Source organism: Sphingobacterium sp. T2 (assembly GCF_000814685.1).
Lineage (GTDB): Bacteria > Bacteroidota > Bacteroidia > Sphingobacteriales > Sphingobacteriaceae > Sphingobacterium > Sphingobacterium thermophilum.
This window is the reverse complement of record NZ_JXAC01000156.1, coordinates 1-22806: the sequence shown is the minus strand read 5'-3', so window position 1 is coordinate 22806 and position 22806 is coordinate 1. Positions and strand designations below refer to the sequence as shown.

17 protein-coding genes and 4 pseudogenes are annotated in these 22806 nt (G+C 41.6%); 10 read left to right on the top strand and 11 right to left on the bottom strand.

The window, feature by feature from the left end; all coding sequences use genetic code 11:
- The 5 genes and pseudogenes from SD31_RS10375 to SD31_RS10360 form a co-directional block, all read right to left on the bottom strand.
- A pseudogene (locus tag SD31_RS10375) lies at window positions 1–434 on the bottom strand (ACP S-malonyltransferase); the annotation flags it as partial.
- Between the two features lie 184 nt (window positions 435–618).
- Window positions 619–1755, bottom strand: coding sequence for a pitrilysin family protein (locus SD31_RS10370; protein ID WP_316929849.1), 1137 nt, complete (start codon window positions 1753–1755; stop codon window positions 619–621).
- Between the two features lie 97 nt (window positions 1756–1852).
- On the bottom strand, window positions 1853–4357 hold the full coding sequence (locus SD31_RS10365; protein ID WP_156138314.1) for an outer membrane beta-barrel protein: 2505 nt from the start codon (window positions 4355–4357) through the stop codon (window positions 1853–1855).
- Window positions 4342–4650 (bottom strand): carboxypeptidase-like regulatory domain-containing protein, encoded by a 309-nt coding sequence (locus SD31_RS16670; protein WP_156138313.1) that lies wholly within the window; start codon window positions 4648–4650, stop codon window positions 4342–4344. Before SD31_RS16670 ends, SD31_RS10365 begins: the two co-directional genes overlap by 16 nt.
- A 7-nt stretch (window positions 4651–4657) precedes the next feature.
- Window positions 4658–5335: a hypothetical protein gene (locus SD31_RS10360; protein WP_156138312.1), complete on the bottom strand. Its 678-nt coding sequence runs from the start codon at window positions 5333–5335 to the stop codon at window positions 4658–4660.
- Window positions 5336–5555: 220 nt separating this feature from the next.
- Here SD31_RS10360 and SD31_RS10355 point away from each other — a divergent pair, with 220 nt between their 5' ends.
- Entirely contained in the window at window positions 5556–6152 is a 597-nt protein-coding gene (locus SD31_RS10355) for a ribonuclease HII (protein WP_039054068.1), read from the top strand.
- 37 nt (window positions 6153–6189) lie between these two features.
- On the opposite strand, the gene SD31_RS10350 is transcribed toward SD31_RS10355, so the two are convergent.
- The 6 genes and pseudogenes from SD31_RS10350 to rsgA all read right to left on the bottom strand — a co-directional run bounded on the left by SD31_RS10350 (window position 6190) and on the right by rsgA (window position 14051).
- A complete protein-coding gene (locus SD31_RS10350) occupies window positions 6190–8652 on the bottom strand; it encodes a YfhO family protein (RefSeq protein WP_039054066.1) in 2463 nt (820 codons plus the stop codon).
- A gap of 77 nt (window positions 8653–8729) precedes the next feature.
- On the bottom strand, window positions 8730–9395 hold the full coding sequence (locus tag SD31_RS10345; protein ID WP_039054065.1) for a potassium channel family protein: 666 nt from the start codon (window positions 9393–9395) through the stop codon (window positions 8730–8732).
- An 18-nt stretch (window positions 9396–9413) separates the two neighbouring features.
- Window positions 9414–9941 (bottom strand): annotated as a pseudogene (locus SD31_RS20265) (potassium transporter TrkG).
- The gene (locus SD31_RS20260; protein WP_262506618.1) at window positions 9934–11112 is read right to left on the bottom strand and encodes a potassium transporter TrkG; all 1179 of its coding nucleotides are present in this window, start codon (window positions 11110–11112) and stop codon (window positions 9934–9936) included. Before SD31_RS20260 ends, SD31_RS20265 begins: the two are co-directional and overlap by 8 nt.
- A 122-nt stretch (window positions 11113–11234) precedes the next feature.
- Complete coding sequence (locus tag SD31_RS10335; RefSeq protein ID WP_039054064.1) at window positions 11235–13061, bottom strand: hypothetical protein; 1827 nt, start codon at window positions 13059–13061, stop codon at window positions 11235–11237.
- Window positions 13062–13129: 68 nt separating this feature from the next.
- Window positions 13130–14051 (bottom strand): annotated as a pseudogene (rsgA, locus tag SD31_RS10330) (ribosome small subunit-dependent GTPase A).
- Between the two features lie 119 nt (window positions 14052–14170).
- Here rsgA and polA point away from each other — a divergent pair.
- The 9 genes and pseudogenes from polA to SD31_RS10285 all read left to right on the top strand — a co-directional run bounded on the left by polA (window position 14171) and on the right by SD31_RS10285 (window position 22560).
- Window positions 14171–16966: pseudogene (polA, locus tag SD31_RS15425) on the top strand (DNA polymerase I).
- Between the two features lie 4 nt (window positions 16967–16970).
- Window positions 16971–18092 carry a toxin-antitoxin system YwqK family antitoxin gene (locus SD31_RS10310; protein ID WP_039054060.1) on the top strand — a complete coding sequence of 374 codons (1122 nt, stop codon included), beginning with the start codon at window positions 16971–16973 and terminating at the stop codon, window positions 18090–18092.
- Window positions 18093–18138: 46 nt separating this feature from the next.
- The gene (locus tag SD31_RS10305; protein WP_039054059.1) at window positions 18139–18792 is read left to right on the top strand and encodes a phosphatidylserine decarboxylase family protein; all 654 of its coding nucleotides are present in this window, start codon (window positions 18139–18141) and stop codon (window positions 18790–18792) included.
- 56 nt (window positions 18793–18848) lie between these two features.
- Window positions 18849–19169, top strand: a complete 321-nt coding sequence (locus SD31_RS19115) for a hypothetical protein (RefSeq protein WP_231561451.1) — start codon at window positions 18849–18851, stop codon at window positions 19167–19169.
- Complete coding sequence (locus SD31_RS19110; RefSeq protein WP_231561450.1) at window positions 19099–19455, top strand: sensor histidine kinase; 357 nt, start codon at window positions 19099–19101, stop codon at window positions 19453–19455. Before SD31_RS19115 ends, SD31_RS19110 begins: the two co-directional genes overlap by 71 nt.
- A gap of 5 nt (window positions 19456–19460) precedes the next feature.
- Window positions 19461–19883: a sensor histidine kinase gene (locus SD31_RS19105; RefSeq protein ID WP_231561448.1), complete on the top strand. Its 423-nt coding sequence runs from the start codon at window positions 19461–19463 to the stop codon at window positions 19881–19883.
- A gap of 62 nt (window positions 19884–19945) precedes the next feature.
- Complete coding sequence (locus tag SD31_RS10295; protein ID WP_039054058.1) at window positions 19946–20593, top strand: DUF47 domain-containing protein; 648 nt, start codon at window positions 19946–19948, stop codon at window positions 20591–20593.
- A gap of 28 nt (window positions 20594–20621) precedes the next feature.
- Window positions 20622–21632: an inorganic phosphate transporter gene (locus SD31_RS10290; RefSeq protein ID WP_039054057.1), complete on the top strand. Its 1011-nt coding sequence runs from the start codon at window positions 20622–20624 to the stop codon at window positions 21630–21632.
- Between the two features lie 187 nt (window positions 21633–21819).
- On the top strand, window positions 21820–22560 hold the full coding sequence (locus SD31_RS10285; RefSeq protein ID WP_231561446.1) for a hypothetical protein: 741 nt from the start codon (window positions 21820–21822) through the stop codon (window positions 22558–22560).
- The last annotated feature ends 246 nt before the right edge of the window (window positions 22561–22806 follow it).

The window sequence follows — 22806 nt, the reverse complement described above, 5'->3', positions numbered from 1 at the left end:
TGTGCACAAACCTTTTCTACGGTTCATCATCCAAACCTAGTATTGCCATAGTGGAAGGCTGCAATTCACAAGCCTTCTGCATAGCATTCGCACGCTGAGCAACAAGCTTCAAGCCATCTTCGAAAGACAAAGCTACCGGCAGCTACCAAGGCAGAAAACTCACCCAAGGAATGTCCCGCCACCATCGAGGGCTGGAATTTATCCCCTAATGCCTTTGCTAAAACCACCGAATGCAAGAAAATTGCGGGCTGCGTAACTTTCGTTTGTTTAAGGTCTTCCTCCGTACCATTAAACATGATATCGGTAATTCGAAAACCCAAAATATCGTTTGCTTTTTCGAACAAAGCTTTTGTTTCTTCATTAAGGTTGTACAGGTCCTGCCCCATTCCAACGAATTGCGCTCCCTGTCCCGGGAAAATGTAAGCTGTTTTCATAAAGACTTATTTTCTACTATTAAAAGGTTATTGTGTCTATCTTGTATTCAAGATATCTTGGGCAAATATAACAATATTGATGAAATGCTATTTCTCCGGAATGAAGCTTAGTGAGGTCAGCTTCGTTTCGTCAAAAAAGAGGTTGGCAAGCTCCAAGATATGCTCTGAAGACACGGCATCAATCTTAATCGAAAACCTGTTGCAATGATACCACCTCTCCATAATCAATAATGTTTTTAGCTTCCGCAATGATCATGCTCATTCTTCCCTCTTCGGCCAAAGCTATCTGTCCTTTGAACTTCTGTTTTGCAAGCTTAAGGTGATACTCCGAGATAGGCTTATCCCTCAGCTTACTTAGCTCCTTATACACTAAGGAAACAGCCTTTTTAAGCTTTTCTTCATCCGTTCCGAGATATATGTTGAAATGACCTATATCCGAGTACATGGTAAAGTTGGATTCTATGGTATAAGCTATGCCATATTTTTCTCGTATACCCAAATTCAGAATGGAACTCATCCCGAAACCACCAAGCATATTATTCAGCAGCAACATAGCCGTCTTCCGCTCATCATAAATCCCGAAAGTTTTTATCCCCAAGATATAATGAGCTTGGTTGATAGGTTTTTTCACCACCACATGTTGACCTTCGTTCTCCAGCGTCAGACGCTCTTTGTTTCCTCGTTTATTAGGAGCTATACGGCCGAAAATTCTATTAGCCATACGTTCCACCTGAGCCAAGGTATAGTTTCCAGCTATAGCAATCACAATCTCCTCGGTATCGTAATTGCCTTTCATAAAATCCTCTATATCGCTCCTTTGGAGTCCCAATAGGTCTTTCTCCGTCCCAAGAATATTATGACCCAAGCCCGTTCCCTTGAAAAGCAGATCCTCAAAGTCATCCATGATGGACTCTTCCGGACTATCCAGATAGGAAGCCATTTCGTCCAAAATCACACCCTTTTCCTTTTCCATCTCATTCTGTGGAAAGGTGGAATGGAAAAGTACATCTTCAAAAAGGTCCATAGCCCTCTCTAGGTAAGGATTTAGGAAAGAGGCATGGATACAGGTATATTCTTTTGTCGTATAGGCATTAAGGTCCCCTCCCACCTGTTCCAGACGACGTAAAATCTGATTCGTGGAACGGCGTTCCGTACGTTTAAATAATAAGTGTTCGATAAAATGTGCAACACCATATTTTCCCACCTTTTCATCCCTCGAACCAGCATTGACCACTAAACAAGTATGGGTGATGGGAGAGTTCTGGTAATGCAGTAATATTCTAATACCATTATCCAACCGGATAAGATTGTATTCTTTCATTTTAATTTTTTTGTTGAAATTGAGAGCAAAGCTACGTAATAAAAAACAAAAAACCGGCTGTATCGAAATACAACCGTTTCATTTATAATTTGTTGGATTACATTCGTGGGTGACGCATACCTCCAGGACCTCTCTGGTCTTGGAATGGATTGATACCGGAGAACTTCTGCAGTTTGAAGGTAAATGTCAACATGAAGTATCTTGCCAACCGGTTGGTACGGCTATCTGTTAGGATTTCCGACACTGTTCGGTTGATGTTTGTTTGTTCATTCAACAAGTCAAACCCTTGCAATCTAAGTGTTCCACGACGATCTTTCAACAGCTTTTGTTCAATATAAGTATTGATTATGAATGGATTAACATTCGATGTATAACCGTGGTTGAACTCCTTTGATACATCTAATCCAAAGATAGTAGTTGGTGTAATATTCACCGAACCGATCAAGTTAGGCGTAATCTTAGAAGTATTGCGGTTGGACAAATCTATCAACGACGATTTTGTGATCGTATAGTTGAAACGCACCCCCGGATTGATTTCTAAGTTTTCCGAAGGATTGTATCGGAAGAACAACATCTGGTTGATGCTGGTATTGTTGTTAATATTCTTCTTGAATTCAAAATTGGTAAAATCAGAGCTTTGGTAAGAGATTCCCTTGTTGAAGGAAACGCCACCACCATACATAATGTTGTACGTTTTCTCCTTAAATGATCTGCTGAAATGATAGAAAGAGTTGATAGAGTAAACACCTTCATCCTCATTGGCATATCCTACCTCTTGGACAGATCCTAACCCCGGTTGGGTCGTTATTTTATTATATGAAACGATTTTATCGTTTGTAACCTCAGCTCTTAACATCGCGAAGAAGTTAGTACCTTTTTGGAAGTCTCCCGAGCGGTATCTTAAGCTCATCGAATGTCTGAACTCTGGATCTAGATCTGGATTTCCTAAGGTTTTGTATGTTTCGCTAGTAGCCACCTCAAAAGGCAGAATTTGCGATACCGAAGGTTCTGACGATCTTCCAGAATATTGTAAAGTAATATTCGACTGTCTTGAGAACTTATATTCAAATCTAGCGATAGGGATGAAGTTAAAGTTTTTGCGGTCGATAATTTCTGTCACTGATCCGTTCGAAGCATCTCCCTTCAATACTGAAGGCTGCACCGAAGCACCCAACGAGTATTTGAATTTCTCGCCTTCGTATCTATAGCTTGCGCCTACACGGTGTGTTGTAAAGGCATAGTCATAGTCGTAGTCATAGTTCAGGATATTTCCTGCAGTGCTACCTTTGGACTCCAATAGTTTCTGTGAATTGCTATTATCGTAATCATTGTTATTGAAGTCATATGTGATTTCCAACTTACCTTTTTCCGATAGCGGTTCGGTATACGACACAGAAGCACCTGCATTCCAGCTTCTGTTTTCTACTTCACGTCTTGTTTTTTCAATAATATCGGCTTCAGTAAGATTTTGATTGTTAGGGTCTGTCAGCCAACGCTCCAACTCTTGGTTGAATTCCGTTTCGCTCACCGCATTGTCGTAGTTGAAGTTGAAGAATAAGTTTCTTCCTTTGTCATTTAGCTTACGGTTATACAAGCCGGAAAAATTATAACGCGGAGCGGTAACGTCCGAGATTGTACGCTGCTGCTGCAAGTTACTGAAAGTTTGATCGATATATTGGAGTGTATTGCTGAAGTTGTCAGCAGAGTTATTATCAAAACCTAATTGTGGTGAAAATTTGATATAGTCACGAGGGGTGATATTCCACTCCAAGTTACCTTCAAAACGGTGATTGGCTCTAATATTTCCATTATTCTTGTTAGACTCTTCCGTCATATTTTGAGCCAAGTAGTTGGCAAAAGATTCCGAAATCGTATTGTTGTCGTCTCTTCCGTAAGAGTAAGAGCCGTACACTTTCAGCTTATCGGAAAAGTCGTGACGGATATTTACTCCGATAGAACCGGTAGTAGTAATACCTTCAGAACCACCAAACATACCTCCACCAGAACGACCTCCACCACCTTGACGACCACGGGCACCACCTCCCATAGCATTGAAGTCAAATAACGGAGCATTCATATTGTTCAGGTTACCCAATACTGCTACCTGTGAATTGTTATTCAAGCCCATCCACATGCCGGTAGCTTGGTAACGTTCTTCCGTACCACCGCCTACACGTATGGTAGTCATATATCCTTTATTGTATTCCGGATCTATTTGGATATTCAAGACTTTTGTTGACTCTCCGCTTCTATTTCCAGTAATATTAGCCATATCACCGAAATCATCCACGATTTGAATTTTTTCGATAATATTGGCTGGCAGGTTTTGTGTGGCTGTTTTCACATCACCACCGAAGAAATCTTTACCGTTGATACGTACACGTGTTACCTGCTCTCCTTGGGCTGTCACATTACCGTCTTTGTCTACTTCTACTCCTTGTAGCTTTTTCAAGGCATCCTCAGCTACAGAACCATCTCTCAACTTAAGGTCCTTCATAGCATATTCTACCGTATCGCCTTTTACCTGCACGGTAATGACACCATTAACCACTACTTCCTCAATAAGGTTAGAAATAGGGTTAAGTACTATCGTAGGAACCATGAATCTAGACTCCCCTGTCGGAAGGTATATTCCTGCTCGAAAGGTTCAAAGCCCAAGCTCACTACTCTAAGTTTGAACTTGTCGGATTTAACATTGTTAAAAGTAAAAACTCCTCCGACTGATGCTCCGGTTTTCAAGGTATCTTTGCCATCGATAAATTCGACAGTAGCACCGGAAACAACCCTAGACAAGGAGTCTCTTAATAATCCCTGAACCACTTTGGGGCTCTGAGCATGGGTATTAAACCCTACAACCATAAAAAATACAGCTAATAATGCGCTATAAACTCTCATAATATTCTTAGTTACTCTTTTCTACTTTATCTACAATCCAAATTTCAGTTTCTGCCTTATATGGATTTTTCAAGGACGGTCCTCCCATCACGGGATAGCCGTACCCATATCCTCCGTTTGTAGGCCGGTTTGAGCTTTCCATAGCCTTCTTCATCATCGCGTATTGGGTTCTTACGCCAACCTGTACCGCGACGACATCAGACTTCAGCCCCACAAGTTCCAACGGTATTCGCGCCTCATAAACCAAATTTTTATTGCTGTCGACCAGCGTCGTCGCACGAATGCCATAGTCATTGTCTAATGCCAAAAGGCCATCTCTTACCCTTCCAAATCCTTGCAAGTAATAGCCGTTGACTTTCTCTAACAAGGCCTGCTCGAAATTTTCGGTCTGCCTCAGTTCTTCACTGGCTGACAACGCCTTTTTGCGCTCTCTATCCCAATAGGGAAAATATAAACGGGCGCCATCCTTCCTTTTGTCGTTATAGCTTATGTTAACAAATATTCCTCCCGAAAGTGCCTCTCGTTGAAGTTGTATATCTTTTATCACTATAGCAACAAACAAAACATTATTTCGTTCAGCAACACCGAAAGACCAAAGGTCTTCCAAGGCGTTCAGATGGTTTTCCCATTCTTCCACATTGCCGTCCACTGCCACCTGCTCAAGCCGTGAAAATGTATAGTTCACCTTTTTCTTACTTTTCTGTGCAAACAATGAAAAAGGCAAGCATAACATTAAACTAAGGAGGATATGTTTTATCATAAGTTTAAGTTTATACTTATTTTTACACAGTATATTAGACTTGCAATGTCAGTAATTGTTTAAACGAAACACAAAAAAAGCAATTACTTGGCAGAATAAGGGTATTTTTTTTACTTATCACAGAGAAGTTACAGAACACGACCACATGTTATTATCTTATTTTCAAGAGGATTTGTTGGAAGCGGGATGCGATGAAGCCGGCAGAGGATGCCTTGCGGGACCTGTTTTTGCTGCAGCCGTGATTTTCCCCAAAGACTATTTCCACCCGCTGCTTAACGATTCCAAGAAGCTGTCCGAGAAGAAGCGTATGGAACTACGCCCGATCATCGAAAGGGATGCCTTAGCCTACGCTGTCACTTCTGTCAGCCCACAAGAGATTGACGCCATCAACATTCACAATGCCTCTTACAAGGCCATGCATTTAGCCCTAGACCAGCTGAAGGTGGCCCCTGAATTTTTGATTATAGACGGAAACCGCTTCATCCCATACAAAAACCTTCCTCACCAATGTATAATCAAAGGTGATGGGAAATACCTCTCCATAGCAGCTGCCTCCATTCTGGCAAAGACATATAGAGATGAATATATGCTTGAGCTGAGTAAAGAATTTCCTGTGTACGATTGGGCCTCTAACAAAGGTTATCCCACAGTGAAACATCGAAATGCCGTGCTTGAATTTGGCATGACTCCACATCATAGAAAAACTTTTACGGTAAGCAGACCGCAACTGACATTATTCTAAATAAAAAGGCTTCTCGATGAGAAGCCTTTTTAATCAATTATTTTGTGGTTTTCTTTTTTCTTGAGGAAACGAAAATTCCACCTAACAAGCCCAATACCAGTACGATGGAACCGGCTAGGGAAACTGCATTGCTGACCTTCACTGTCGTAGGTTCAAACACAAACTCTACTTTGTGATTTCCTCCCGGCAATTGCAATGCACGCAAGATATAGTTAGCACGAAGGATAGGCACCTCTTCGCCATCTACATATGCTTTCCAACCTTTATCGTAATACACTTCCGAGAACACAGCAAAGACATCATTCGGCGCAGTGTATTCGTATTCCAACTTATCCGGATGATATGAAGTAAGCTTTATGGAAGCGTTGTTGGCAAGACCTAATCGCTTCTCGTCGATTTTGCTTTTGAATTCTTGATGTACGAAAGCCTCTTTGGAAGGATCAAAGCTGTTTATTGCCATCATCTCTTCGTCATTATCCTTCACGAAGGTCACTTTGTCCACAAACCAAGCGTTGCCGGCAGCAGTTGATCTTCTTTGTATGCTTTCTACATTATTCTGAGGATCCTTTGTGATAAGGTAACGAACGTTGAACATATCCAACACATCCTCATTGATTGCACCATTAAACTGGTGTTCCAAAATTTCTTGGAAGCGCATCAGCTTTGCAGCATGGTAGCCGCCTAGACTCTTATGGAAGTATGAAGTTCTAGCATCCGAGAATGGATTGGTCGTCAAATCCAACACGCGGTAGCTAAGATCTTTATCCAGCTTTATCAATTGATCTACCTCACGCTCCACAATAGGATTTTTCAAGACACTCTTATCTACGAACGCATCGTTATTTAGATATCTTTTATCTACAGACCAAAGATCTATTAATGTTATAGCTCCTACAGCCACAATAAGCACGGTAGCATTAGTCTTTCTTTTCAGGAAGGCCCACACAAATGCAAAGATCAGCACTAAGATAAAGAACGAACGCCATGCATCCGATGATGCTAAAGAGGCCCTATCTTTGATCAGAGCATCAGCCAACTGACTAGCTAAGTTAGCATCCCCTAACTGTTGCGACAACATGGCCACAAAGTTCTGATGATCGGCAATGCGGAAACTTAATATATTAGGCATTAAGGCCACGATTAGACACAGGACCCCCACAACACCAAAGCTGTAAAGCACCTTTTTATCTAAATCCACAATTTCCTCTTTACGAGTAATAATCTCATGTATCGCTAATGCGGCCAATAAAGGAATCAGGATGGATGGAATGATCAAAATAGATTCTACCGCTCTGAACTTATTGTACATCGGAAAATAGTCGAAGAACAAATCGGATACTAATGGGAAATGTTTACCAAACGACAGCAATATGGTTAGGATGGTAGCCCACAGAATCCACCACTTCAACTTTCCTCTAACCACAAACAAGCCTAAAATGAAAAGTGCCACTATGCCTACACCAAAATACCAAGGTCCAGAAGTAAACGACTTCTCTCCCCAATATGTTGGAAGGCTCTGGGCGTACATCACGGCTTGATCTTGAGGAGCTCCCAGATTAGTGAAAAACTTCGCCACATGAGACTTTTCATCCAATACGCCTTGCGACTTGCCGCCATAAGCATTAGGGATGATGAAGGTCAGGTTTTCTCCTACCCCTTGGCTCCAAGCGTATGCATATTCCTTATCCAACCCTGCGGTGGATTTGCCATCTTCTGTCTTTGTAAGGTTAGCTTTACCACGAGTTGTCAGCTTGCTGTATTCATAGGTAGGAAATAGCACGGTGGCATTTACCGCTACCGCCAGAATTACTGCCCCAAGCTGTACAGCAGAATTCTTAACAAAATCCGCAATCTTCTTCTCACGTATAGCATAGTAGAGCTCTACCCCTACATATACTAAAAGCGCTAGGAAAAGGTAATAAGTCATCTGTACGTGGTTGGTACGTATTTCCAACGCCAAAAATAAGGCTAGTAAAAGTCCTCCCCACAGCCTATTACCTCTATAGCACATGATTACCGCACCTATAATCGGCGCTAAATAAGCTATGGCATAAGCCTTGTTCACATGTCCTGCCTCTATATAGATGAAGTTGTAGGACGAAAATGTTATAGCGATGGCGCCTGCCGCGGCCAACCATGGTTTAAGTCTTAACACACAAAGAAGAAAGTAGGCTCCCAAAAGATAAGTCAAAATGATATCTGCCGGAGAAGGGAATACAGTCTTTATAGCTTTACTGATGTATGTCCCTACGTTCGTAGCGTGTTCATACCATATCTGATAGGTAGGCATACCTCCAAACATGGAGTTTGTCCAGTTGGGCGCATGTCCATCTTTTTCTTTGTAGTCGAAAAGCTCTTTCTGGCTTCCCATGGCCTGCACAACGTCGTGTTGTGAAAGTACCTTACCTTGCCATACTGGTGAGAAATAGAAAAATACCAGTACAAAGAATATAGCAATAACAATTAAGTGTGAGGAATTCTCCTTAAACCAGTTTTTCATGAATTGTTTAGCGGTTATTTTTGATAATGTCCCAAAAATATAGAATTGCTTTCAATATTTTACAAGGCATTATGGAATTAGTTTCCCTTTTCGATCAACTTTTTGATGTCCGAAAGTTGACCGAACAGCACAAGCAAATCATTTTCCCTCAAAACAGTATCCGACTTAGCGATACCTGTAGCTTCCTTATCTCCACCATTCTGACCCGTGATAGTCGTCAGCACTATAACTTTGTATCTGTTTGTCAGGTCAGCCTCTCTCAAGGTCATACCCACATATTTGTTAGGCACCTTAGTCTCTATAATACTATATCTGTCTGATACCTTAAAGGAGTCTACGATGTCAATGTTGTCCAGCCGCATGGCAAGCCTTTCAGCAGCCTCCTCTTCCGGCATGATATATTCGTCCATCTGCATAGCTTCCATCACCGTCTTTTGAAGGTCAGAAACCACACGGCCTATAATTCTTTTTACGCCCAGCTGTTTCACCAGAGCAGCGGTCATCAAGGATGCCCCTTCGTCTTCCCCTATAGCCACCACCAAGGCATCACAGTCTTTCAGTGGCAAGGAGCTTACCGCCTCACGGTCGGTCGTATCCAGACACACCGTATGGGTAATTTTATCTTTCAGCTGCTCCACAATCTGGATATTTTTGTCGGCGGCGATAACCTCATGGCCTAGCTCTGTAAGATGTATGGCCAAGGAGCGGCCGAAGTGCCCTAATCCTAATACTATATACTTCATCGAATATCCTTATTATAATCAGAAAAGAAGCTTCTCCGTTGGGTAAATATAACTCTTGTTTTTTGTGTTTTTAATGAAAGCTACCAACAATGTCAGCATACCAACCCTTCCCACAAACATCGTAAAAATCAGAATAAACTTACCTGCAGGGCTTAACAGAGGCGTCACCCCCATACTTAAACCACAGGTAGCATACGCCGAAATGGATTCAAAAAGCAAAGGAATCATTTCTATCTGCGGATCGGTAACATTCAAAAGAATGAAAGAGAATGTGATAGCCAACACTGACAGTACTATAATGGCAAAAGTCTTTATTTACAGATTCTGCAGCAATCTTCCTTCTAAATATTTCTATAGAATCCTTACCACGCGCCAAAGCAATGATATTCATGAAGCCAAGGCTACAGTCGTCACCTTCACCCCTCCTCCTGTTGAGCCAGGAGCCACACCTATCCACATCAGCGTAGTAATCATAATCAACGAAGGCACACTAACCATATTTATGTCCACACTGTTGAATCCCGGCGAACGTGAAGAATTAGCCATAAAAAAGGCTGTTATCCATTCTCCAAGAGTTGCCTTCTTGCATCAGCGAGTGCCTCTGCTCCATCAGATAGTAGGATATCGTAGCCAACACCATGACGACCACGTTACATAAGACAATAAACTTGGTATTGAAAGAAAAGGACTGTGCCTTATGCACAAAATGTTTCTTCTGAATCACCGCTTTGATAAGTCCTTGCACCTGCGTCCTTATATAAGTATAAAAATTGTACACAGTACCGAAGCCCATTCCTCCAAGGATGAAGATGAAAGCCAAAACCATCTGGAAAGAATAGTTAAAGCGGAAAGCTTCATTGCTAATACCGCCACTCATAGTAGTAAATCCAGCATTACAAAAAGAAGATACCGAATGAAATATGGAAAAGAAGACCCTTTCCCCCACGTTATCAAAGAGGCTTTCTTTCACCGAAAAAAAGATGAATGCCGCCCCTATCAATTCGAAAAGCAATGTGATGGAAATAATGGTCAGCAATGTATTGATAACCGAGTTAAGCTTATTCTGCCCCAAAATCTCCCCAAACATCAGCTGATTCTTATAAGAGAATCCTCCGGAAAAGAAATAGCCAAAGAAGCCGGTGAAGGTCATAATACCTAACCCTCCCACCTGCATCAATATCAAAATCACTGTTTGGCCGAATAAGGAAAAATTGGTCGATATATCGGTCACCGTGAGTCCCGTGATACATACCGCACTGGTAGACATAAATAGTGCATCCACAAAGCCTAATGGCGCAACCAAAGATGTACGTGGTAACATCAACAGCAATGTGCCCACCAGAATCAGTCCGATGAAGCTTATAACAAATAAAATTGTAGGGTTGAAGTAGAAGTTGTCGAAGAAAAGAGTGCTCTTGGATAATTCCGAGAGAAATATCACACCTATACCGAAATACATCCATTCGTCACGAGCGAAGTAGTCTAGCCATGGACTGGAGCTCAACCGCGCAAGAATAATCAAAAAGAGAATGGCTACTACTGCTAAGCCTGAATATTGAGAAACATTGATTTTCCGGCTGGCGTAGAGATATGAGCCTGTGCGTAAAACTTCCAGCAGAGAAACTCCATAGAACATGCAGTAGATTGCTCTTTTGGTGTATCCTGCCATGACAGGATCGGTGATATAGCTACATGAGCTATGACTGTCAACGCACATATCATGCTCACATAAAACATAATTCTATCCACTATCCCCTTGCGGTAGCGAAACAAAAATTTTAAAAAGCTCGCTATGGAATCCATAGTACAAACATAGCAATATAGTTTGCTTATAAGCAATTAGTTTTTCGAATCCTCTTTAGAATTATCTTTTTTCTTAAACAAACCTTTAATAAAATTTCCCGTTTTCTTGGTTACATCTTTTGCTCCTTCGACGATATCTTTTCCCTTATCCACCACATCTTTGCCTGTATCTGCCAATCCCATCAGTTTGGCCTCACGCTCCTTACTTATTCCCGTACATTGCTTGATGCCTTCCAGCAGACTTTGCCAGAGTGTTTTGAAGAAAGTATGCTCCGGAACGCGGGCATAGTTTACCTTACCTATATGATATTCACCTTTGTCATCAGGGTTGCTGTCGTTTATCAGAATATGATTTATAAGATAAGAAACTACTTTCTTTGAGGATTGTGTGCCCTTTTCGTCTACTTTGTTGAGGATATTTATTTTCAGATTGTCATAGTCAAAACGAAACTCTCCCCAGTTTTTTCTATCGGTACCTTCCATATTGAAAGCGATATGCTTTATATTTCCCGAGGTAATTTCCACATTCAACAGAGGCCGTAGGATTCTGTCGAAGGCAGTAGCCTGCATAGGACCGAGAGTGCCACTATAGGTATGATAGCCCGTGGGGCTTAGCATATCAAAACCAAATTTAGCATGCAGAGATCCTGTATTCATGATTCTTGCTTTCAGATCTGCTCGCATAAAGCGGTCCTTTTTTAAGGCCATCGTGTCGTTCGTCACATTGGTCAGCACCCCTGTAGCATGGTTAAAACTGATTGATCCCTCTCTAAAATATTTGCCGCTCATCTCATGATACGTCACCGAAACGTTGTCAACCACCACCGTGTCCAGTCGCAGGAGTTTTGTCATCTTCATGAGCTTCTGATGAGGGGAATGTCCTATTTTTACTGCCGGATATTTGGGATAGCGCTTATCTGCAGACAAGTCCACAGCGCCATTTTTCAACTGTACCTTCGCCGCAAGGGTCTTCTGGTTGTCGATAAGTTCCTTAAAGTCCAAATGTTCCACGCGCAACGTGTCAAACTTCAAGACCGCCATCGTCACATTTTGCTTCTTCAACTTATAGAAAGTGGCTTTATTCATCCTAGGCCTATACTCCACATCGGTAAAAAGTACATTCTGCTCGCGCGTATTTATCTTCAGTCCTTTGAATTTTGCCTTATAAAAGCCGTCGGGCAAGTCGTATTCAAAACCCGGAATTTCGACCAGCACCATTTTTGTATAGTAAAGCCTGCTTGTATCTTCTAAAGATGTTTCATCTATCAATACGTCATGCACGCTGACCTTGGCCTTTTCCAGATTCATGACACTACGGTTTCCCGCTTCATATTTTGTATATCTGAACTTTATATTATCCATATGGATATCCCTCACATTCACTGCCGTAAAGATATTCTTAATACTTTCGTAAAGTGTCTTACGCGACTTATCCCGAATGGTGTCATTAAAAGAGTGGTATTCACTTATCAAATGCAGCGATGGTTCTTCGAGAAGTATGGTGCGTATATTGAGCTTCTTTTTGGACAAAGCATCCAGCAAACTGAAATTTCTAACTCTCAGCTTTTTGATCTTTATGTGATAACGATTGTTTGGAGCCTCCTGGGCCTCTACCATCCTGCGGTATACAGCCGAATCGGGAATAAGCTCGGCATTTGAGAGAGTAGCATTTCCTAAACCTATATTCAGATCCAAGTCTTCATATTGCAAAGTATAAAGACCATTAGTTGAATAATGGACCACCTCTTTAAGTTTGGCCTCAACGATAGGCTTCCAGTTGTGACTATAGTACCATATTACTCCCACTAGCACAAGAATACTAAGAAGCACTCCGCCAATGATCCATTTCCATATTGGTCGCATAAGCTTAATTTATTGAATTATAAAACAATAAACTAAGCACTTTGTTCATATTGGAATAATTTTATGCTTTAATTTCGGTTATCTTCGTTATAGTACATGCTTACATAGCTGTCATATCGTGTCGGCGAAATAAGCCCTTCTTCCACCGCCTCTATCACTACACATCCGGGCTCGTTGATATGTACACAGTTATTGAACTTACATTGGTTGAGGCGGGCCCTCATCTCCGGGAAAAAGTGACAGAGTTCCTGCTTTTCTATATTCACTATACCCAATTCGCGTATGCCGGGAGTGTCTATCAGTTTACCTCCGAAAGGGAGATGAATCATCTCGGCAAAGGTCGTCGTATGCTTGCCCTTATCCGACCAGTTGGAGATATCGCCGGTTTTGAGATTGGCTTCCGGCACAATAGCATTAATGAGAGTAGACTTCCCTACTCCGGAATGGCCCGACACCAAGGTTACCTTATCTTTGAGAAGTGCTTTGATTCTGATCTATATTGGTTCCTTCGGCCGCAGACACAGCATAGCAAGGATAGCCTATACTTTCGTACATAGACTTATATTCTTCAAGGATTTCCAACCCTTCCTCGCTAAAAAGGTCCAGCTTGTTGAACACCAAAACTGCCGGTACATCATACGCCTCCGCCGTCACCAAAAACCTGTCGATAAATCCCAGAGAGGTTGGCGGCGAAGCCAAGGTCACCACCAAGATAGCCTGATCCAGATTTGCTCCTATAATTTGTGTTTGCTTGGACAGGTTTACGGATTTACGGATGATATAATTCTTGCGAGGCTCCAGGGCCGTAATCACTGCTGTGTCCTGAGAGGACTCTATCTCAAACTGCACCCAGTCGCCCACAGCGATAGGATTGGTCGTCTTTATTCCTTTTATCCTGAACTTTCCTTTAATACGGCAATCATACATGTGCTGATCCTCGCCTAACACCTGATACCAACTACCTGTAGACTTTACGACTAATCCTCTCATATATAAATTGCCTTATTGTATGTATTCTGTTACGACCGTTTATACAAAAGTCGCAAAAATTGTTAATATATGGCTTATCGATTTTATTACCTTTGTAAAGAGACTTAAATTAATTTATAGTGAAAAAACTATTTCTTCTGGATGGAATGGCTCTAATATACAGAGCCTACTTTGCACTGAGCAAGGTGCCAAGACTGACTTCTTATGGTCTGAACACAGGGGCTATTATGGGCTTCACGAATACTCTTCTTGAAGTTCTTAAAAACCAACAGCCTACACATATGGCTGTAGTTTTTGACACCGCAGCACCGACAAACAGACATATAGAGTTCGAATCCTATAAAGCGCATCGTGAAGAGATGCCTGAAGATTTAGCCAAATCCATTCCCTATATATATAGACTTATCGAAGGATTTAATATTCCACTGATCACCAAAGATGGTTATGAGGCCGACGACATCATCGGCACGTTGGCCAAGAAAGCCGAAAAAGAAGGCTTTACCGTCTACTGTATGACGCCGGACAAAGACTTCGGACAACTAGTGTCTGAGAACATTTTTATTTATAAGCCTGCCAGAATGGGTAATGGCGCCGAAACGTTAGGTGTTGCTGAAATCCTAGAAAAATGGGAAATCAGCGATGTATCGCAGGTCATTGACATTCTTGGGCTTTGGGGAGATGCTGTAGACAACATCCCCGGCATTCCTGGGATCGGAGAAAAGACTGCTAAAAAGCTGATCCAAGAATTCGGCTCTATAGAAAACCTGATTGCCAATGCCGATAAGCTAAAAGGAAAGCTCAAAGAAAATGTCATCAACATGCCGAGCAGGGGCTAATCTCTAAAAAGCTGGCTACCATCCTTCTGGATGTGCCTGTCGAGCTGGATGAAGAAAAGCTCAAACTATCAGAGCCGAATCGCGAAGTGTTAGAACCTCTTTTTGCCGAGCTGGAATTCAGAACCTTGGGAAAACGGGTATTTGGCGACGACTTTTCTGTGCTCGACACATCGAAACCGAATTCTGCACAGATGGACCTCTTTGCCTCACCGGCAGAAATATCACAACCAGCAGAAATATCCTCCACAACAGCTGCTGCTGGCGCTAACAACATCCATAACACGCCGCACGAATATATCCTTTTGGACCACATCGAGGCCGTCAAAGCCTTTGCTGAGGAGCTAAAAACACAGACTGTGTTCTGCTTTGACACCGAAGCCACAGGTTTGGAGGCGCTCACGGCAGATATCGTCGGCCTTTCTTTCTGTTATGAGAAAGCAAAAGCATATTATATCCCTACCCCGCAGGACAGGAGTGGTGCCCTAGAGATTTTAAACATCCTCAAACCTATTTTTGAGAATGAAAGCATAAAAAAAGTAGGTCAGAATCTAAAATACGATATCCTTCTGCTTTCCAAATACGATATACATGTCAGAGGACAGATCTTCGACACCATGTTGGCACACTACCTTATAGATCCGGATACCCGCCACGGCATGGACATCTTGGCTGAGACATACCTCAATTATACACCGGTATCTATCACCGAACTTATTGGCAGCAAAGGCAAAAACCAAGGAAACATGAAAGATGTGGACATCGACAAAATAAAAGAATATGCCGCAGAGGATGCCGACATCACGTGGCAGCTTTATGAAAAGTTTGTTCCACTACTGGAGAGCACCTTTACCAAAGAATTGGCTGAAAAGGTAGAGTTTCCATTGGTGTATACATTGGCGCAGATGGAAAGAAACGGTGTAAAAATAGATGTCGACACGCTCCACATATTCTCCCAATCTCTACAACAGGATATTGCGGAGCTCGAGAACCGCATCTACGAAAAGGCAGGTATAAAGTTCAACATAGCTTCACCAAAACAATTGGGGGGAAGTGCTGTTTGACAAACTACAGTTAGACCCTAAAGCGAAAAAAACAAAAACCGGTCAGTATAAAACAGGAGAAGACGTCTTATCCGCCTTAGCCCATAAGTCGGACATTGTACAAGACATCCTCGATTTTCGTCAATATCAAAAGTTGAAGTCCACGTATGTAGATGCTCTCCCAACCTTGATAAACCCGAATACCGGACTTATACACACTTCCTACAACCAAGCTGTGGCCGCCACAGGACGTCTGAGCTCTACAAATCCGAATCTGCAAAATATCCCTATTCGTACGGAAAAAGGAAGAGAAGTACGTAAGGCCTTTATTCCGCGTGAAGAAGAAAATATTATCCTTTCTGCCGACTACTCGCAGATAGAATTACGCATCATGGCTGAGCTAAGCCAGGACGAACACATGCTGGAAGCTTTCGCTCTTGGGCAAGACATCCACCGTGCTACGGCCGCCAAAGTGTATGGTGTGGACATAGACCAGGTTACGGCAGACCAAAGACGTAATGCAAAGGCGGTAAACTTCGGCATCATCTATGGACAGTCCGCATTTGGTCTATCACAAAGCCTCGGCATACCGCGCAAAGAAGCTGCAGATATCATCGAACAATATTTCAATCAGTACAAAGGTATCAAGCAGTACATGTCTAAAGTGGTAGAAACCGCCAAAGAAAACGGCTACGTAGAAACTATTCTCAAACGACGACGTTATCTGCGCGACATCAACTCCGCCAACATGACCGTAAGAGGATTTGCCGAGCGAAATGCCATCAATGCCCCTATCCAAGGTTCTGCAGCCGATATGATTAAGGTGGCGATGATAAACATCCAAAAAGATATCGAAGACCAAGGTTTGAAAGGCAAGATGATCATGCAAGTGCATGACGAGTTGGTCTTCGACATTCCGGAGAAAGAACTCGACGCCTTTAAAAATATTATCTTACATCGGATGCCAACAGCCATACCTATGCGTGTTCCGATAGTCGTGGAAATAGGCATCGGCAAAAACTGGTTGGAAGCTCATTAAAATTATGGAAGCTCTCAAAAGATTTATATGGCTTGTCCTGCTGCTGTTCAGCTCCAACGCCATGGCGCAAACCACCCGCTATGCGGAGCCGGCAGCAAATGGATACATAAGGCTCTTCTTCGACCATAAATATTATTTGGTCGACAAAAACTGCCAATATAAATCTATTGAAAGAGTTGCTCAATTTGACGATGCAAAACTCCAATTTGACGGTCCTTTCAAGGACTTCAACAGCTGGGGAAAACTAATTCTGGAAGGTCACTATCTCAACGGAAAGAAAGAAGGAACTTTTAAAGCGTACCACCCTAACGGACAACTAAAATGGGAGGTAGACTATAAAAACAACTTTCCTTCCGGCCAATGGAAATACTATTATCCGGATGGGAAACCTATGCTGGTGTTATATTACGACACACTCCATAATTTCACTATACAACAATATTGGAACCGAGCAGGAGAACACAAAGTTGTCGATGGCAACGGAGAATATGTCATTAGAGCTCCCATAGTAGGTTATACAGATCAAGGGTTCAGATCGTACAGCCGCTCCGGCAAACTTGCCAACGGCAAGCCTCACGGTGTGTGGTTTACCCATGGCCAATGGCGTGAAAACGAAACCGGTGCCCTTCTCTTTGTAGAAAGATTCAAAGACGGGCAACAGCAAAGTGTATACTACGAAGAACCTTATGTGACAGAATATTTGGATGAAGATGATTTTTCTTTTATTCCCACAGAACATTTTCCCTTTGCCGAAGTCGGACAGAAGCATGAGTGCAACTTCGACAACTATTCAGGATTCCTAGAATATACCAAGAAGAAGTTCTCCTTCCTGATTGAATCCCTTCCCTTGGAAAGAAATCATCGGGAAATGCAAATAGCCGTACTTTATGTCGTCGGAAAAAATGGCGAGCCTATCGACGCCAAAGTCGTGGAAGAACCTCAAAACCTTAATACAAGAGAAAAAAGAAGATTAATAGAAATCTTTGAAAGTATGAATTACTTTATCCCATCCATGCTAGACGAGGAGCCTATAAAAGACAACATAACCATTACCTTGACTCTTCATCAGGAGGATGATGAGATCATCATGACAGGCTTCAATCTGAAAAGAGAAAAAGGCTACTAGCTGAATATTCGCTCCAGTTGACTATATTTGCATAAAAGGATTATTAATGAAATTTCATAAAGAAGGTTATACGAGTCTTGCATTAGTCGTATTATTTATTTTTGTTATTAATGCTGTTGCAGATTATTTCGACGCTAACATATTCATTAAGTGGTTTTTATATCTGCTATCAGCTTTCTTGTTTATTGCTATCGTGCAATTTTTCCGTTCGCCGAAGAGAACCATCCACATCGACGACAACGCAGTGTTATGTCCTGCGGATGGAAAAATCGTCGTTATAGAAGAAACCGAAGAAACCGAATATTTTAACGACAAAAGGTTACAGATATCTATTTTCATGTCACCAACAAATGTGCACATAAACAGAAACCCTGTGTCTGGAGTCGTTTCTTACTTCAAATACCATCCGGGGAAATTTTTGGTAGCTTGGCACCCTAAATCTTCCACCCTAAACGAAAGGACCACAGTGGTCGTAAAAAAACAGGATGGCGTGGAAGTTCTATTCCGTCAGATAGCCGGAGCTCTTGCCCGCCGAATCGTATGGTATGTAAAACAAAATGACGTGGTAAGACAAGGAGATGAATTCGGCTTTATCAAATTCGGTTCGCGTGTGGACATATTCCTTCCGCTAGGAACGAAAGTCGCTGTCAATATTGGAGATAAAGTAGTTGGCGGAAAAACAATTATCGCCCGCTTTTAACAATAACATAACATTATTATAGTAAATTAGCTTCATTATATAATGAAGCTTTTTTTATGAACTTTAAACTGCTTGTCTTTTATATCTCGGGCGTATTCAGTCTTACGATAGCCCTTACGGTATATTATTTCACTCACAAAGGTCAACAGACGGCCTTAGTGTTCTTCGTGGCTTTGGTGGTGTCCTTCATCCTTTTGCATAACGTTCTTCAACAATATATCCAAAACCGAATCAGCAACATGTATAAGCTGATACGAAGCCTCAAACTTGGTAAAGACATGAAAATCGTATTGGCACAACACAGCAGTGACGAACCCCATAAAAAATGCGGAAGAAGAGGTAAGAGATTGGGCCAAACAAAAAGCTTCAGAAATTGAACAGCTGAAAAAACAGGAGGTTTACCGAAGGGAGTTTCTTTCCAATATTTCGCACGAATTCAAAACCCCTCTCTTTGCTATCCAAGGTTATATAGAAAACCTCCAAGACGGCATGATGCAAGATGATCCCGTGATGGCACAACAGTTTTTAGAAAAAGCCGCCAAAAATATTGACAGACTAACTTTTCTCATTAACGACCTAGATGAGATTACCAAACTGGAAACAGGCCAGATCTCCATCAACATGCAGAAATTTGACTTAGCGGAGCTATCTTCGAGACCGTAAGTCACTTGGAAGACAAAGCCAAAAAGCAGAATATTCAGCTTGTTGCAGACTTGAAAAGTAATACCCCGATATATGTCAAGGCAGACAGACAGCGCATCCAGCAGGTGCTCATTAACCTTATCGACAACTCCATAAAATATGGAATTGACGGAGGAAAAACCAAAATTAATGTCTATCACCTTTTGGATCAGATTCTTGTAGAGGTGACCGATAACGGGCAAGGTATAGACGAAAAGCTGCTGCCGCGCGTATTTGAAAGATTTTTCCGAACGGATAGAAGTCGCTCCCGTGACATTGGAGGGTCCGGGTTGGGGCTATCTATTGTAAAACATATCATAGAAGCACATCAACAGACTGTACATGTCCGTAGTACAGAAGGAATAGGAACAACTTTCGGCTTCACTTTGGAGAAGTATAAAGCCAGCTAAAAATTCCAGACTTAACATTAAGTTAACATTAATAGCATATTTTAGGCCCAAAATATACATATATGTCATTGAATAGCATTTTTCAGTATTTTGTTCCTAAGGACAAAAAGTTCTTTCCTTTATTCGAACAGGCCGGCACCAACCTTATCGACATGGCCAAACTCTTGAAAGAATGTGTAAATTCTTCAGACCCGGAAACAAGAACTGCCTTATATAAAAAGTTAGAAGATTTGGAACATGTCGGGGATAACATCACCCACCAGATTCACTTAGAGTTAGGGCGCAACTTCATCACTCCTTTTGACCGCGAAGACATACACGCTTTGGCAAGCTCACTAGACGATGTAGCCGACTTTATCCACACCGCCTCTAGTCGCATTGAACTATACAAACTAGAAGGCGCAACCTTACCAATGATAGAAATTACGGACCTTATCCTAGAAGCGACAGAACATATCGCCAAAGCGATGTACGAACTGAAGGACCTGAAAAATATCCGTAACATCACAGATTCTTGCGTGCGTATCAACAGTGTCGAAAACAAAGCAGACTATATCTTTGACAAAGCAGTAGCAGATCTATTCGAAAATGAAAAAGATGCCATCTCTTTGATCAAACAAAAGGAAGTTTTGTCAGCCATGGAAGATGCGACAGACAAATGTGAGGATGTAGCCAACGTATTAGAAAGTATCCTTGTTAAGAATGCTTAATCTGACTCTTTAAAACAAGAAACACATTATGATATCAACATTATTAGTTGTAGTTATCGTTTTGGCTATCGCATTTGATTATATCAATGGATTTCATGATGCTGCCAACTCCATCGCTACAATTGTGTCCACTAAGGTATTGACGCCAGCTATGGCTGTGCTTTGGGCCGCACTTTTCAACTTTGCCGCATACTTTTATTTTACAGACCACAAAGTTGCCAATACCATCGCCAAAACAGTACTGGAAGAATATATAACATTGGAAGTAATCTTTGCCGGACTTGTTGCCGCTATTTCGTGGAACCTCTTCACATGGTACTACGGCATACCATCCAGCTCATCACATACCCTTATTGGAGGATTTGCCGGTTCAGGGATGGCATACGCTATGTTCTTGGGGGTAAACCCTTTCGATGCAATAAACGTAAATGCTACTTTAAAGATTATTTCTTTCATTGTCTTGGCGCCGGTCATAGGTATGACCATTTCCGTTATTATTACCTTAATCATCATTAATATATGCAGAAATGCCAAGCCACGCGTTGCAGAAAAATGGTTTAAAATCCTTCAACTGGTATCATCGGCTAGCTTGAGCTTCGCTCACGGAGGTAACGACGCGCAAAAGGTAATGGGAATCATCTTCGTAGCTATGATCGCAGGAGGTGCGGTATCCCCGGGCGACCATATGCCGGAATGGATTCCGCTGTCGTGCTATGTAGCCATTGCAGCAGGAACAATGAGCGGAGGATGGAAAATCGTCAAAACTATGGGAAGCAAGATCACAAAGGTAACACCTCTGGAAGGAGTTAGTGCCGAAACCGCAGGAGCAGTAACATTAGGTATAACCGAGCATTTCGGAATTCCTGCTTCAACGACTCACACTATCACAGGAGCTATCATAGGCGTAGGGGTAGTAAAACGCGTATCCGCTGTACGATGGGGGGTGACAATAAGTCTATTATGGGCTTGGATATTAACCATTCCGGTAAGTGCCGTGCTAGGAGGAATTTCCATAGCTATCATTCATTATATCCTGTAGGAAAACTATACTTGTGGCTCGCTGTCTACATTATCCTTATTTTTATGGAGTTATCCTATAATATTTAGTATTAACTCTTGATAAATAATAAACAAATGTTTAGCTTTACGCCAAGAATTTTGCCAACAAGAAAAAATATTTGTCGCAATCAAATATGAGAACATTTTGGCATTATTATTGTTAAGTAATGTTAAAGAAGAAAACAATTAAAAATTTTAATAACCTTAAACAAAAGAGTATGAACTATTCTACAATTAAAAAAACAGCGATTGCAGCTTCTTTAGTAGCCGCTTTAGGTTATACTGAGGTGCAAGCTCAAACTCCTACGGTATTTGGTGGCCGTTCTCAATACAGAACTTGGTCAATCGGTTTACAAGGAGGTATAACTACTCCTAACGTAATCATCGGAGGTCAAAACGCTTTCGGTCAAAAAGTAGGTTATTTCCAAAATAAAGTTGGTGAATATTACGGTTTAACTATCCGTAAACAGTTCTCACACTTATTTGGTTTAGAATTAGAAGGTAACCGTGGTAAAATCAAAACTTATAACCACGATTTAGCAGGTGCTGAATTAGGTTCAGGTGGTGGTTCTGGTTTCGGTACTACTTTAACTCCAACTGACGATGCTAAATCTGCAGTTACTTCAGTAAACTGGGCAGCAAGCTTAAACGGTGTATTCCAATTAGGTACTATCGACTTCTTAAGAAGAGAAAATGCTGTAAACTTCTACGCTAAAGTAGGTTTAGGTGCCTTCGCTTTCAACCCTGTTCAATATTCAGGTAGCAACTTCGATGGTACAGTTGTTTACAACAACAAAGGTAACTGGGGTGAAGAGATTTTCGGTGACCGAGAAAAAGTTGGTGATCGTGACTACCGTCTAGGAATGTATGTTCCAGTAGGCGTTGGTGCTAAATTTAAATTATTCTGAAGTTGTAGCATTAAACTTAGGTTATACAATGAACTTTACTGATGAGGCTTTCTTATATGGTCCTTCAGCAGTTAATTCTAAACAACGTTTTGCTAACGTTATACGGTGGTTWAGAGTCATCGTTTAGGTTTCTCGCTTGAATAAAATGAAAACTTAACATTTGCATAACCCAGTTGCTACATTTATAACGATGAGTTCGAAAAGATCCATCATTACGCAACGAAGTTGAAGCGTTTGAAACAACGT

Excerpts from the sequence above, each read along its gene's own strand:
- SD31_RS10370 (WP_316929849.1), bottom strand. The coding sequence starts at position 1,755 with ATGAAAGAATACAATCTTATCCGGTTGGATAATGGTATTAGAATATTA.
- SD31_RS10365 (WP_156138314.1), bottom strand. The coding sequence starts at position 4,357 with ATGGTTCCTACGATAGTACTTAACCCTATTTCTAACCTTATTGAGGAA.
- SD31_RS16670 (WP_156138313.1), bottom strand. The coding sequence starts at position 4,650 with ATGAGAGTTTATAGCGCATTATTAGCTGTATTTTTTATGGTTGTAGGG.
- SD31_RS10355 (WP_039054068.1), top strand. The coding sequence starts at position 5,556 with ATGTTATTATCTTATTTTCAAGAGGATTTGTTGGAAGCGGGATGCGAT.
- SD31_RS10350 (WP_039054066.1), bottom strand. The coding sequence starts at position 8,652 with ATGAAAAACTGGTTTAAGGAGAATTCCTCACACTTAATTGTTATTGCT.
- SD31_RS10345 (WP_039054065.1), bottom strand. The coding sequence starts at position 9,395 with ATGAAGTATATAGTATTAGGATTAGGGCACTTCGGCCGCTCCTTGGCC.
- SD31_RS20260 (WP_262506618.1), bottom strand. The coding sequence starts at position 11,112 with ATGTGCGTTGACAGTCATAGCTCATGTAGCTATATCACCGATCCTGTC.
- SD31_RS10335 (WP_039054064.1), bottom strand. The coding sequence starts at position 13,061 with ATGCGACCAATATGGAAATGGATCATTGGCGGAGTGCTTCTTAGTATT.
- SD31_RS10310 (WP_039054060.1), top strand. The coding sequence starts at position 16,971 with ATGGAAGCTCTCAAAAGATTTATATGGCTTGTCCTGCTGCTGTTCAGC.
- SD31_RS10305 (WP_039054059.1), top strand. The coding sequence starts at position 18,139 with ATGAAATTTCATAAAGAAGGTTATACGAGTCTTGCATTAGTCGTATTA.
- SD31_RS19115 (WP_231561451.1), top strand. The coding sequence starts at position 18,849 with ATGAACTTTAAACTGCTTGTCTTTTATATCTCGGGCGTATTCAGTCTT.
- SD31_RS10295 (WP_039054058.1), top strand. The coding sequence starts at position 19,946 with ATGTCATTGAATAGCATTTTTCAGTATTTTGTTCCTAAGGACAAAAAG.
- SD31_RS10290 (WP_039054057.1), top strand. The coding sequence starts at position 20,622 with ATGATATCAACATTATTAGTTGTAGTTATCGTTTTGGCTATCGCATTT.
- SD31_RS10285 (WP_231561446.1), top strand. The coding sequence starts at position 21,820 with ATGTTAAAGAAGAAAACAATTAAAAATTTTAATAACCTTAAACAAAAG.